We start from the raw sequence: 12357 nt of genomic DNA, 5'->3' as shown, positions 1-12357 counted from the left end.
GCCTTGCAGTTCAAACGAAAGACGCCCCGCAAATGCGGGGCGTCGTTCTAACCAGCCAAGGGGTGCGAATGCGGCTCAGTTATGTGCCACCACCATGCAGTCCATGCCCTGGGCACGCAGGCTATGGCAGGCGGAATGCGCGTCGCTCTCCTGCATGTCGACCAAGCGGGCGCGGAAGACGCGCTGATCCCCTCCCGACTCGGCCACCGAAACCCGCACGTCGCTTAGCAAATTGGCCAACTGGTCGGCCGCGCGCGAAGCGAGGTAGCGGGCCTGATCGGCGTCGCTGAAGGCACCGACCTGTACGGCCCAGCTACCGCCGGAGCGCTGCTGTGGTGCATCGGCCTGAGCGATCAGAGCACGGATCGGATCATCAGCGGACCCCATCTCGATCCCCACCTCGGATTGGAAGGAGTAGCGCTGCTCCGAATCGCCACTGGGCGCCTGAGCCCGCGACTCCGGAGCGGCCGCCAGCTGCTGCGCCGAAGCGGGCGGGCTATCCGGCAACTCCATGCGATCGCCCAGCACGTCGGCGCGGGCGATCCAGTCGCCTCGCTGCAGCATGGAGAGGCGGGCGAAGCCACGATCGAGCAGGTCAGACATGTGAGTATCACGCGAGGCGGCGGTGAAGCCGCCCATCACCACCGAGACGATACGCCGATTGTCGCGGATCGCCGATGTCGCCACGTTGAACCCCGAAGCGCGAATGAAACCGGTCTTGAGACCGTCGGCACCGGGATAGTTGCGCACCAGCCGGTTGTGGCTGGTATGGGTGGTGCCGCGGTAGGTGAAGCTCTGGGTGGAGAAATAGTGGTAATACTGGGGGAAATCCTGCATCACGCGAATCGACAGGGTGGCCATGTCTCGGGCCGTGGTCACCTGGGCGTTGTCCGGCAGGCCCGACGCATTGCGGAATACGGTACTGGTCATGCCCAGCTCCTGGGCTCGCTGGGTCATCATGCGCGCGAAGCCGGACTCGGTGCCGCCCAGCGCCTCGGCCACCACCACCGCGACATCGTTGGCGGAGCGCACCACCAGCGCCTTGATGGCATCCTCCACCGCAATGGAGCTGCCCGCCGCGAGCCACAGCTTGGAGGCAGGCATCGAGGCGGCATGAGACGATACCGGCAACGGCTGGCTGAGATGCATGTTGCCGTTCTCGAGCGCCTCGAACAGCAAGTAGAGCGTCATCATCTTGGTCAGCGAGGCGGGGTAACGGGTGGCGTCCGCATTGGCGGAGTGCAACACGTCGCCGCTCTCGACATCGATCACGATGGCCGCGTAGCGGGGGTTGGCCTGTGCCGTGTCAATGGCCAGCAACTGAAAGCAAAACAAGAAAAAGACGGCCACACCGAGGTAGTGTCGGTTGTAGGAGCGCATGACGAAGACCTCTGGTTCCCTTATGATTCCCTGTAGCCCGATTCTAAAGCGGACCTAGGCTCAGTATGGCCATTAACGGAGCGGTTTACAGCCGGAATAGCGAGTTTTTTTGCATATATTCCGGCAGCTTCCATCAAAATTCCGTTTATTAATCAACTGGAATAAGATCCGCCGCTAGGGGGTACTGCCGGCCAGGCCGGAAAGGGGTCGGGCAGGTTGACCCAGCCCGCAGGACCATCCGCCAGTTCGGCAGCGCCGACCAGACACTCGTCCAGCGCCTGACGTATGCGTGCCTCGTCGAGGTCCTGCCCGATGAAGACCAGCTCCTGACGCATGTCGCCAAAAGGCTCCTCCCACTGCTCCATGATATAGGCCCGGCTCTCCGCATCCTGGGGCCAGCGCGACTCGGGTACCGCTTTCCAGAACATGCCGGCGAAGCCGTAGTGGGCAATGCCGCCCGCCTGGCTCCACTGCCCGGCGAACTGCGGCCGCGTGGCAAGCCAGAAGAACCCCTTTGAGCGCAGCAGCTTGCCGCCGAACCAGTCGCCGTGCAAGAGGTCGTGAAACTTCTGCGGATGAAAGGGCCGCCTGGCCCGGTAGACGAAGCTCGAGATACCGTACTCCTGGGTCTCGGGCATGTGTTCGCCGCGCAGTTCCTTGAGCCAACCCGGCGCCAGCTGCGCCCGCTCGAAGCTGAAACGGCCGGTATCGAGCACCGCATCGAGCGGCACCTGACCATGCACCATGGGAATCAGCTCGGCATCGGGATTGAGCGTGCGCAGTATCGCCATCACCTCGGCCAGCTGTGAGTCGTCGATCAGGTCGGTCTTGCTGATCAACAGCACATCGCAGAACTCGATCTGATCGACCAACAGGTCGGCCACGTTGCGGTGGTCCTCCTCGCCCAGGCTCTCGCCCGCCTCGGCCAACGATTTCGCCTCGTGGTACTGCCCCAGGAAATTGGCGCCATCCACCACCGTGACCAGGGTATCCAGCCGCGCGACGCTGGAAAGGCTCTGCCCTTGCTCATCCTCGAAGGTGAAGGTTTCCGCCACCGGCAACGGCTCGGAGATACCCGTCGACTCGATGACCAGATAGTCGAAGCGGCCTTCTCGCGCCAGTCGGCTCACCTCCACCAGCAGATCCTCGCGCAGCGTGCAGCAGATGCAGCCGTTGCTCATCTCGACCAGGCGCTCCTCGGCACGATTGAGGGCAACCTCGCCCGCCTGGTCGCCGGGACCGCCTCGCACCAGGGCGGCATCGATGTTGACCTCGCTCATGTCATTGACGATCACCGCCACGCGGCGCCCTTCGCGGTTGGCCAGGATATGGTTGAGCAGGGTGGTCTTGCCGGCCCCGAGGAAGCCGGATAGCACGGTGACGGGCAACAGGGCATTCGTCATCATTGATCTCCTCGCGATTTGCTGTAGTGATGCTCGCGCTGTTCCTGGCGCTCCTTGGCCTCCAGGCACAGCTCGGCCGTAGGCCGCAGCATCAGGCGCGGCAGGCCGATGGGCTGCCCCGTCTCGGCGCAGTAGCCGTAGTCACCCTCTTCGATACGCCGCAGCGCCTGGCGAATCTTGCGCAGCAGCCGTGTTTCGCGATCGGCCTGGCGCAGCAACAGGCGAAGCTCCTCCTCCACCGCGGCGCGATCGAGCTCATCGCCGCTGCGCTCGTTGTCGGCCACGGCCTTGCGAACTTCTTCCAAGTGCGCCTCCACTTCGGCTTGCTCGGTCAGCAGGCGAGCGTGAAAGAAGAGCAACTGCTCCTCGTTCATGTATGCCTCTTCAGGCATGGCCAGCAATCGCTGCGCCTCAGGATCGGCCTGCATGAAACTCCCCTCTAAAAAATTTATGTTATAACATATCATTTTAGCCACACACACTCCCTTCCACGTTTGCTTGCTTTACCGGCGTCGAATCAGGCAATTCCTTGCCCGCCGGGCGGGACAACGGTCCACACCACGACGCCAGCGCTCGAAAAGAGCGCTGGCGTCGTGGTGTCTTCAGGCTTGGGCTTCAGGATGGTTGAGCGCTCAGTCCACGCACCGCCCCGCCCGCCTTACGTTGGCCAACAGCAGGCTGCCGGTGGCGGGGTCGGGGATCAACGTGCAGTCGATGCCGTAGAGCCGGCGTACCAGCTCGGTGGTGACCACTTCGCCGGGCGGGCCGGCGGCAATCAGTTGTCCGCTGCGTAGCGCCAGCAGATGGTCGGCATAGCGACAGGCGCTGGCGAGGTCGTGCAGTACCATCACCACGGTGCGGCCGTCGGCGGCGAGCCTGCGCACCAGTTCGAAGACTTCGATCTGGTGGCCGAGATCGAGCGCCGAGGTGGGCTCGTCGAGCAGCAGCAGCGGCGTCTGCTGGGCGATGGTCATGGCGATCCAGGCGCGCTGGCGCTGGCCGCCCGAGAGGGTATCGAGGGGCCGATCCGCCAGTTCGCTCACGTCGGCCGCGGCCAGCGCCTGGCGAACGACCTGCTGATCTTCCGTCGACCACTGGCGCAACCAGCCCTGGTGCGGCTGGCGGCCGAAGCGCACCAGTTCGGCCACGGTGAGCCCTTCCGGAGCGATGGCCTCCTGGGGCAGCAGCGCCAGGCGGCGGGCCAGCTCCCGCGCCGGCAACTGCTGGATGTCCCTGCCGTCGAGCAGCACGGTCCCCTGCTTGGGCGCGTGCAGCCGCGAGAGGCCGGCCAGCAGGGTCGACTTGCCGCAGCCGTTGGGCCCGACGATGGCGGTGACCTCCCCCGCCGGCAGGGTGAGTGCCAGGCGGTCGATAATGGTCGCACGGCCGTGGCACAGGGTCAGGTCGCGGGTGGCGAGTTCGTGTTGCGTCATGCCAGGTTCCTCGAAGCCGGTCGCAGCAGTATCCACAGCAGCCAGGGGCCGCCCACCACGGCGGTGACGATGCCCACCGGGATCTCGATGGGGCTGAGCAGTATCCTTCCTGCCAGATCGGCCAGCACCATCACCAACGCCCCCGCCAGCGCCGACGCGACCACCGGCACACCGCGCGGCGACGAGAGGGAGCGGGCGATCTCGGGGCCGATCAGGCCGATCAGCCCCACCGGGCCGGCCACGGCGACGGCAAGCCCGGTGAGCAACACCGAGACCGCCAGCACCTGCCAACGGCGCCGCGCAACGCGCAGGCCAAGGCCGGATGCCACGGCATCCGAGAAGCGCATCAAGCTGAGCGCGCGGGTGAGCCAGAGGGCGGCGCCCAAGCCGAGTAACAGGCCGACGGCGAGCAACATGACGGCCCCAGCGGGGCGGGCATTCAACGAGCCGACCGTCCAGGGGTAGGCGGCGTTGGCGGTGTCGATGTGCACCTTGGCCAGCAGCAGCTGCGTGATGGCGCCGAACACGGCGCCGACCCCGATGCCGGCCACGATGAAGCGGTAACCCCGAACGCCGCCACCCGCGGCCAGGCCGAAGGTGAGGGCAGCCGCGGTGGCGGCACCCGCCAGGGCCATGGCCGGCGGCGCCAGGGAGACCCCCAGGCCGATCACCGAGGCCACGGCGAAGGCGGTGGCGCCGTTGTCGATACCGATGATGCCCGGCGTGGCCAGCCGGTTACGCGCCAGCGTCTGCATCAGGCACCCGGCCACGCCGAAGGCGGCGCCGGTCAGGCAGGCAGCGGCCAGACGCGGCAGGCGCAGCTCCTGCACCAGAAATACGGCCATCATGTCGCCGCGCCCCACCAGCGCCGCCGGCACTGCCTGTGGCGGCAACGGGCTACTGCCCATGGCCAGGTAGGCGAGCGATGCCGTCAGCAACGCCAGCAACAGGATCAGGGCGGCGACGAAGGCACGTCGATCGATCAGCAGGCTGTAGGGTAGGCTGGCGCCGGCCACCTGCCACGCCAGGCGCCAGTGCCCCGGGGGAACGACGATATCGCCCGCTCCCCGCTCGCATCGTTCTGTACCGGGCCTCTGCCGCGCCTGGCTTTCGGCTGATACCTCACGCCACATGGGGCGTCTCTCCCTTCCCATTTTCATCACTCAGAGGGTCGGCATGCGGCGCGCACGCACCACGGCCACCAGCACCGGGGCGCCACACAGGGCCGTGAGCACGCCCAGCGGCATCTCCGAAGGCGCTACTAGCAAACGCGAGACGATGTCGGCCGTGATCACCATCAACGGCCCCAGCGGCAGACAGAACCACAGGGTACGGCGGATGTCGGGGCCAGCCAGCGCCCGGGCGGCGAACGGTACGACCAGGCCGATGAAGGCGATGGGACCGGCCGTGGCGGTGGCCGCGCCCACCAGCAGCGCCACGACCACGATCACCAGCAGCCGAATCAGCCCCGGGCGGTGACCGAGGCCGCTCGCGACCCGCTCGCCAAGTGCCAGGGCCGCCAGGGGGCGGGCCACGGCGATCACCAGCCCTCCGGCCAGCAGCAGGCTGGGCAGGATGGCAACGAGATGCTCGAGGCGCCGCCCGGCCAGGCTGCCGACGATCCAGAAGCGGATCTCGTCGGCGGCGCGCTGATCGAACAGCAGCAGCAGCGAGGTGAGCGAGAGCAGCAGGCCCGTCAGCGCGGCCCCGGCCAGCACCAACCTTACCGGGTCGTTGCCGGCCCCGCTGAAGCGGGCGACGCCCAATACGCAAAGACAGCCCACCATGGCACCGAGCTGGGCCACGCCGACCCGCAGCGTCGTTGCCGTGGCTCCTAGCAGCAGCGCCAGTGCGACGGCAAAGGCCGCCCCCGCGCTGACGCCAAGCAGCCCCGGTTCGGCCAGCGGGTTTCGTGTGACCGCCTGCAGCAAAGCGCCAGCCACGCCAAGCGAGAGTCCCACCACCAGCCCGATCAGGGTACGCGGCAAACGCAGCGAGCCGAGCACGAACCTGGCCTCGGCATCGCCCTGCCCGGCCAATACGGCAAGCGCCCGTACCGGACCGACGTCACCGGCCCCCAGCATCTGGCTGGCCAGGCAGGCCATCACCAGCAGCAGCATGAGGCCCGCCAGCCTCAGAGTGAGGCGGCGGGCCGAAACAGTGCCCGTGCGGGTAATCGCGTCCATCAAGGCGTCAACGCGGCGTCTAGCTCGTCGAGGATCGCCAACGCCGCCAGCGGGCCGGAGGCACTCGTCCACAGTTGGCCGTCGACCGGTACGACCCGATCGCGAGCCGCCACGTCGAGCCGGACGAAGGCGGGCGACTGCCTGGCGGCTTCCAACGCTTCACGCCCCTCCTCGTTGAGCGTGGCCAGGAACATCCAATCGGCTTCGAGGCGCGCGAGGTTCTCGAGGCTCAGGGTATCGCTGTGCGGCCTGCCTTCGCTCGTCAAACCGGCATCGTGAATCGCCACTCCCGAAGCGCGCAGCAAGCCGGCGGTGAAGAGCTGGTCCGACATGACCATGGGGCCTTGCGGCATCCAGCGAACCACCACGGCGCTGGGGCTCTCATCGCCAGCCTTGTCCTCGGCTATCTCGGCGGCCCGCGCATCCACCTGCTCCAGGATCACTTCGATTTCCGCCCCGCGCCCCAGGGCCTGGGCATACAGGCGTGTTTCATCCCGCCACAGCTCGGGGTCGAGCCCCTCGGACAGCGGCACCACGGTAGGGGCCATGCGCGAGAGCAGCCGGTACTGCGCCTCGGAGAGCTGCGGCGGGGCGAGGATCAGGTCCGGCTCGAGTGCCAGCACGGCTTCGAGATTGATCTCGCGCACAACGCCGACGATGGCGGGACGCTCCTCGCCGAGATGGGCCTCGATGTAGCGGGCCACGCCGTCGCCGCCGCGCGTGGTCACGGCCCCCAGGGGCGTGATGCCGACCGCCAGGGCTGTATCGAGGGCGCCTTCATGCAGGGTGACCACGCGCTTGGGCGTGTCGGGTAACGCGACCTCGCCGAAGGCTGTGTGTACGCTGCGTGCGGCCCAGGCGGTAAGCGGCAGCATAAGCGCGGTTACCAATAGAAGTGACGAGCACAGCGTGCCGAACCAGCGTTTCCCAGCGTTCATACCAGCCCCTCAGGACCCAAGATTTAATACGAATTATTATCACAAAAGATTGCGCCATCGCACTACGCAACGCTGCGTTGCATGGTTCGCAACGAGAACATCACTAACAATAATAGTTTTCATTAACAACAAGGCCGAGATAGACTGTTGCGATTGATGCAACGTATTCGGTAACTCACCATGTACGACCTCGACGAACTGCTCGCCTTCGATCACGTGATGCGCTCAGGCAGTATGACCCGTAGCGCCCGTGAGCTTGGCTTGGTCAAGTCGACCCTAAGCCGACGTATCGCTCATCTCGAACGCCAGCTGAGCCAACCTCTGCTACGCCGACAGTCGAACCGGCTGCTGCCCACCGAGGCCGGCCATGCCTTTCACGTCTACTGCCGACAAATCCTCGAGCTTGCCGAGCAGGGCCGACAAGCACTGCAGGAATTGAACGCAGAGGTCAGCGGCGAACTGCACGTGGTGGCGCACAACGCCTTGGCCAGGAGTTGGCTGTCCGCTCGCCTCACCGCGTTCATGGAGTGCCATCCTGCGGTGCGCCTCACTCTGCTGACCTGCACCGCTCCCACCCTGACCGCCGACAGCCAGGCCCTTACCGTATGGCTGGGGGAAGTGCGCGGCAGCGAGCTGCGTCAGGAAGTGCTGGGTTGGCTCCATCGAGGTCTGTACGGACATCCCGACTACTTCGCGCGTCGCGGCTATCCGCAACACCCCCGTGAGCTGGTACGGCACACCTGGATCGATCTGCTCGGCGAAACCGAGCAGGGACTCACCCTCGCCCACCGTGGAAAGGGCAGTGACTTCCACTTTCACCCACCCGAGTCACGCTTGCGCGTCGACCAGCAGATGCTGCATGGCGACGCACTCGCCCATGGCCATGGCCTGGGCCTGATGCCCGACTGGCTGGCACAAGCTCGAGAACGCGCTCACCCCGGCTCGTTGGTGCGCTGCCTACCGGAGTGGGACGCACCGGCCGTACCAGTGACGCTTTTATATCCGTATGGCTTTCGACCGCGGCGTCTGAGTGCCCTGCTCGCCTTTCTGCGTGAAGCGTTACCGGACGCATGGCAACCAAGCCCCGTCCCACAGCTCAACCCCATGGCCGATGGGCGAGACGAAAGCGTTGCCGGCCGCGCAACGCAACGTTGCCCATCCACCCCCTGAGCAAAGGGAACTCCCCGCACTAGAATCATCTGCGCTTGATAATCAATATCATTCAAAATATTCATGTCAGCAGGTGATCTCATGCTTCATGTCCGTCGCTCCGCCCTGGCCGTCGCCGTTGCCAGCGCGCCGCTCGCTTTCACTGCACAGGCGCAGGACAGTTCCCGCCTCGATAGCATCGTGGTGACCGCCTCCGGCTTCGAGCAGGCGCTGCAGGATGCGCCGGCCAGCATCTCCGTCGTCACCCGCGAGGAGCTGGAACAACGTCGCTTCTCCAATATCGCCGAGGCGATAGCCGACATTCCCGGAGTCGACGTACGCTCGGGCACCGGCAAGACCGGCGGGCTGAACGTGAGCATTCGCGGCATGCCGAGCGACTACACCCTGATCCTGATCGATGGACGCCGCCAGAACACCTCCGGCAGCGTCACTCCCAACGGCTTCGGCGAAACCGCTACCAGCTTCATGCCACCGATGTCGGCCATCGAACGTATCGAGGTCATTCGTGGCCCCATGTCGACCCTGTATGGCTCCGACGCCATGGGCGGCGTGATCAACATCATTACTCGCCCGGTCAGTGACACCTGGATCGGCAGCGTCTCTATGGACACCACCTTCCAGCAGGATCGCGATGCGGGTAATTCGCAGGGTATCAACCTCTATACCTCCGGCCCCCTGGTCGATGACGTGCTGGGCCTGCAGCTGCGAGGCCGGCTGTTCGATCGCGACGCCTCCGAGCGGATGATTGCCGACAGCTCCGCCCGCGACCCGCGCCCGACCGAGGCCCGTATCTACTCGCTGGGTGGACGCCTGACACTGCGCGCCAATGAGAGCCACTCGCTGTGGCTGGACGCCGAGCGCGCACGCCAGGTCTACTCCAATGAAGACTGCCGCCTCGGTACGCTGGACGGTACCAACCGCGCGACTTGTGCCCCACAACCGGGTCAGGTCTGGGGCTACGAGGATGAGCTGCGCTTCAATCGCGATCAGCTTGCCTTCGGCCACACCGGGCGCTTCGAGGCTGGCACGCTGGAGAGCAGCCTCACGCACAATACGACCGAAACCCTGGGTCGCACCCTGCCGGCAGGCAGTGCACCGGAGTACGGCTACGAGGCTCAGGGAGGAGAGCCACGGCTGCTGGAGAACCGCGATATCGTCTTCGATACCAAGTACACCCTGCCGATCGACCGCCACATGGTGACGGTGGGCGGTCAGTACATCGATGCCCGACTGGAAGATGGCGCAGCGGGCGACCAGGCATTCGAACAGCAGAGCTGGGCGCTGTTCGCCGAGAACGAATGGTGGCTGCGTGACGACTTGGCGCTCACCCTGGGCGGTCGCTACGAGCATCACGACGCTTTCGGCGGCCACTTCAGCCCACGTGGCTACCTGGTGTGGAACACCACCGACCACTGGACCCTCAAGGGCGGCGTGAGTCGAGGCTACAAGACGCCGACGCTCAACCAGCTGCATGACGGAATCACCGGTTTCGGCAATCAAGGCCAAAGCGTCACCATCGGTTCACCGGATCTTGAACCGGAAAAGAGCACCAACTACGAGTTCGGTGCCATTTACGACAGCCTGGATGGGCTCACGGTCAGCGGCACGGCCTTCTACAACCGCTTCACCGACCGCATTGCCGAAGGCGCGGAAATCCCCAACTGTCTGCACCCGGACGGCAACGTCCCAGGCTGTATCGCCGTCGGCAACTTCTCGCAGCAAACCGGCTTCTCCCGGCTGATCAACATCGACGAGGCCAGAACCCGGGGCATCGAAGTGGAGGCTCGCTATCGCTTCGCACCCGACTGGGAGGTGCGGGGCGGCTATACCTACACCGACACCGAGATCACCTCCGGTGAGCAAGAGGGTCTATTGCTCACCAATACACCCAAGCACAAACTCACTGCCAGCCTGGGCTGGGACGTGACGGACAGACTCAACACCACGCTCGAGGGTGAGTTCTACTCTTCAAGGGAGCGCTTCACAGACGGCGTTCCTGCAAGCGGGCAGAACCTGGCCATGTATGAACAAGTGGGCAACAAGCTGGATGGCTACGAGTTGTTCCATCTGCGTACGACCTATCACATCACCGATCAGGTACGCCTGACCGGCTCGATCTACAACCTGTTCGACAAGGACTTCAGCAAGGCCGACAGCTACGAGTGGCAGGGCGACACCTATCAGGCCTATCGCTACACCCAGACGGGACGCGCCACCGATGGCGTGGCTCTGGACGGCCGCAGTTTCAGGCTCTCCGCCACCTACGAGTTCTGACCGAGCGTTCTGCTTACCGTCCTGCATCGTCAGCTTAGCCCCGGCTCTGCCGGGGCTGTTTCTGGGGCGCGAGCGACATGACGATTGGCAACTCCATCAGCACGATCGAAGGGCACTACCTCGCCTCAACGGCTCCTGTCGATCCTCAGCGTTACCGAATAGCGGTAGTCACGCTCCAGCATGCCGAAGGAACCAAGGCTCGCGTGGGGCGTGGTCACCCGCAGATACCAGGTACCCGCCTCGAGCTGGTGCGCAATGCGGAAGTTGCTGTTGCGACCGCTGTTCCAGTCACGCACGACGAGCTGGCCGTCGGCATCGAGCAGTTGCCCGGCCGGCGCCACCACGCCCGTATCGCCGGGGAAGGTGTGGCTCTCCAGCACCACGCGGGCAGGAGCACTCAGGGTAAAGGTGAAGTAGCGATGACCTGGCGTCATCACTTCGTAAGGCTGGCCAGGCACCAGCTCGGTGGCGGTGTCACGCGGGTCGCCCATGCCGGCGCAGCCGGCCAGCAGCAGGATCAGCGACAGGCAAAAGACGAAGCGCTTCATGACAGACTCCTTTCCGGTTAAGCCAGCCCCTATGTCACTCAGCCTAACCCCAACAGGCGCTCCACGCCCAGCCAGATCAGGCGCAGCGCCAGCAGGGTCAGCGTCCACTTGAAGAAGAAGTCGAAGCGATGATCGGTCACCCGGTGCAGCAGGCGCAGCCCCAGCCAGGTGCCGACGAAGCCCGCTGCCACCATGACCAGCATCAGCCCCAGCCAGTCACGAAAGACGAAGCCGGCGAAGCCGAAGATGAACGCCTTGGTCAGGTGCTGCAGCGTCATGCAGGTGGCGAAAGTGGACACCCGCGGCAGGCGCTCGCTCAGGCCGAGCTTGATGAACGAGGCCACCATGGGGCCGCTGGCACCCACCAGGCTGGAGAGCAGGGTAGTGAGAGCACCGGCAACCACGGTGCCGGTGCGCCCCAACGCTCGCTGCGGCAGGCCGGGCCCCCAGCAGGAGTAGAGCACGAAGGCAGCGATGCACAGCTCCAGCACGCCATAGGGCAGGCGGATCAGCAGCCAGGCCGCCACCACGGCGCCAATGATCACACCGGGAAGGAAAGCCGCGACGATATCACGGCGGATATGCCGCCAGGTCATCAGCGCCCGACCACCGTTGGAGCCGAGCTGCACCATGCCGTGGACGGGAATCAGCGCCGTGGCCGGCATCACCTGGGCCATGGCGATGATCAGCAGCGTGCCCCCACCGATGCCGGCCGCCGCGGAGAGCGCCGAAGTCACCACGGAAAGCAACACCAGGCCCAGGTTGGCCCCGGCCGACAGCGGCGAGAGCAGCTCCAGCATCAGTCTCGATGCCTCATGGCCGAGCCCGTTTTCATGCCAAGGGAGAGGAACAGCGGTGACAACATGTTAGTTTCTCTATCAAGCGCTTGCGGGAAACCACGAAAGCCAGAATTACCTAAATAATGCTTTTCAGCGCCATATCGACTGCTAGCAGTTGCATTTGTGGTAAGGAACCCGATTCTTGGGAAACCACTCGGCTAGTTTTTGCTTCGCCGACAATAACTG

General features: G+C 65.2%; 11 protein-coding genes. 2 read left to right on the top strand and 9 right to left on the bottom strand.

The window, feature by feature from the left end:
- Window positions 1-75: 75 nt before the first annotated feature.
- The 7 genes from HNO53_RS01355 to HNO53_RS01325 all read right to left on the bottom strand — a co-directional run bounded on the left by HNO53_RS01355 (window position 76) and on the right by HNO53_RS01325 (window position 7340).
- Window positions 76-1380 (bottom strand): D-alanyl-D-alanine carboxypeptidase, encoded by a 1305-nt coding sequence (locus HNO53_RS01355; protein ID WP_209475600.1) that lies wholly within the window; start codon window positions 1378-1380, stop codon window positions 76-78.
- A 152-nt stretch (window positions 1381-1532) separates the two neighbouring features.
- A complete protein-coding gene (zigA, locus tag HNO53_RS01350) occupies window positions 1533-2783 on the bottom strand; it encodes a zinc metallochaperone GTPase ZigA (protein ID WP_209475599.1) in 1251 nt (416 codons plus the stop codon).
- Window positions 2783-3211 carry an RNA polymerase-binding protein DksA gene (dksA, locus tag HNO53_RS01345; RefSeq protein ID WP_209475597.1) on the bottom strand — a complete coding sequence of 143 codons (429 nt, stop codon included), beginning with the start codon at window positions 3209-3211 and terminating at the stop codon, window positions 2783-2785. The genes zigA and dksA overlap by 1 nt, the downstream gene beginning before the upstream one ends.
- Window positions 3212-3415: 204 nt before the next feature.
- On the bottom strand, window positions 3416-4216 hold the full coding sequence (locus HNO53_RS01340) for an ABC transporter ATP-binding protein (protein ID WP_209475595.1): 801 nt from the start codon (window positions 4214-4216) through the stop codon (window positions 3416-3418).
- A complete protein-coding gene (locus tag HNO53_RS01335; RefSeq protein WP_242597512.1) occupies window positions 4213-5349 on the bottom strand; it encodes a FecCD family ABC transporter permease in 1137 nt (378 codons plus the stop codon). Before HNO53_RS01335 ends, HNO53_RS01340 begins: the two co-directional genes overlap by 4 nt.
- Before the next feature lie 30 nt (window positions 5350-5379).
- Window positions 5380-6336 carry a FecCD family ABC transporter permease gene (locus HNO53_RS01330; protein WP_209478478.1) on the bottom strand — a complete coding sequence of 319 codons (957 nt, stop codon included), beginning with the start codon at window positions 6334-6336 and terminating at the stop codon, window positions 5380-5382.
- A 65-nt stretch (window positions 6337-6401) separates the two neighbouring features.
- Window positions 6402-7340 carry an ABC transporter substrate-binding protein gene (locus HNO53_RS01325; protein WP_420827849.1) on the bottom strand — a complete coding sequence of 313 codons (939 nt, stop codon included), beginning with the start codon at window positions 7338-7340 and terminating at the stop codon, window positions 6402-6404.
- Between the two features lie 180 nt (window positions 7341-7520).
- Here HNO53_RS01325 and HNO53_RS01320 point away from each other — a divergent pair, with 180 nt between their 5' ends.
- Together HNO53_RS01320 and HNO53_RS01315 are read left to right on the top strand one after the other, a co-directional pair.
- Window positions 7521-8510, top strand: coding sequence for a LysR family transcriptional regulator (locus HNO53_RS01320; RefSeq protein ID WP_209475594.1), 990 nt, complete (start codon window positions 7521-7523; stop codon window positions 8508-8510).
- A gap of 81 nt (window positions 8511-8591) precedes the next feature.
- Complete coding sequence (locus HNO53_RS01315) at window positions 8592-10784, top strand: TonB-dependent receptor domain-containing protein (RefSeq protein ID WP_209475592.1); 2193 nt, start codon at window positions 8592-8594, stop codon at window positions 10782-10784.
- 125 nt (window positions 10785-10909) lie between these two features.
- Here HNO53_RS01315 and HNO53_RS01310 read toward each other — a convergent pair whose 3' ends face one another.
- Both HNO53_RS01310 and HNO53_RS01305 read right to left on the bottom strand, forming a co-directional pair.
- Window positions 10910-11332 carry a PPC domain-containing protein gene (locus HNO53_RS01310; protein ID WP_209475590.1) on the bottom strand — a complete coding sequence of 141 codons (423 nt, stop codon included), beginning with the start codon at window positions 11330-11332 and terminating at the stop codon, window positions 10910-10912.
- A 38-nt stretch (window positions 11333-11370) separates the two neighbouring features.
- The gene (locus tag HNO53_RS01305) at window positions 11371-12132 is read right to left on the bottom strand and encodes a sulfite exporter TauE/SafE family protein (RefSeq protein ID WP_209475588.1); all 762 of its coding nucleotides are present in this window, start codon (window positions 12130-12132) and stop codon (window positions 11371-11373) included.
- Window positions 12133-12357: the final 225 nt, after the last annotated feature.

It is taken from the genome of Billgrantia antri, from assembly GCF_017868935.1.
In the GTDB taxonomy this organism is placed as follows: domain Bacteria; phylum Pseudomonadota; class Gammaproteobacteria; order Pseudomonadales; family Halomonadaceae; genus Halomonas; species Halomonas antri.
Note: the sequence above shows the minus strand (reverse complement) of the source record. Positions and strands in the feature narration are given on the sequence as shown.

Coding starts and splice junctions, on each gene's coding strand:
- HNO53_RS01355 (WP_209475600.1), bottom strand. CDS start 1,380: ATGCGCTCCTACAACCGACACTACCTCGGTGTGGCCGTCTTTTTCTTG.
- zigA (WP_209475599.1), bottom strand. CDS start 2,783: ATGACGAATGCCCTGTTGCCCGTCACCGTGCTATCCGGCTTCCTCGGG.
- dksA (WP_209475597.1), bottom strand. CDS start 3,211: ATGCAGGCCGATCCTGAGGCGCAGCGATTGCTGGCCATGCCTGAAGAG.
- HNO53_RS01340 (WP_209475595.1), bottom strand. CDS start 4,216: ATGACGCAACACGAACTCGCCACCCGCGACCTGACCCTGTGCCACGGC.
- HNO53_RS01335 (WP_242597512.1), bottom strand. CDS start 5,349: ATGTGGCGTGAGGTATCAGCCGAAAGCCAGGCGCGGCAGAGGCCCGGT.
- HNO53_RS01330 (WP_209478478.1), bottom strand. CDS start 6,336: ATGCTGCTGCTGGTGATGGCCTGCCTGGCCAGCCAGATGCTGGGGGCC.
- HNO53_RS01325 (WP_420827849.1), bottom strand. CDS start 7,340: ATGAACGCTGGGAAACGCTGGTTCGGCACGCTGTGCTCGTCACTTCTA.
- HNO53_RS01320 (WP_209475594.1), top strand. CDS start 7,521: ATGTACGACCTCGACGAACTGCTCGCCTTCGATCACGTGATGCGCTCA.
- HNO53_RS01315 (WP_209475592.1), top strand. CDS start 8,592: ATGCTTCATGTCCGTCGCTCCGCCCTGGCCGTCGCCGTTGCCAGCGCG.
- HNO53_RS01310 (WP_209475590.1), bottom strand. CDS start 11,332: ATGAAGCGCTTCGTCTTTTGCCTGTCGCTGATCCTGCTGCTGGCCGGC.
- HNO53_RS01305 (WP_209475588.1), bottom strand. CDS start 12,132: ATGCTGGAGCTGCTCTCGCCGCTGTCGGCCGGGGCCAACCTGGGCCTG.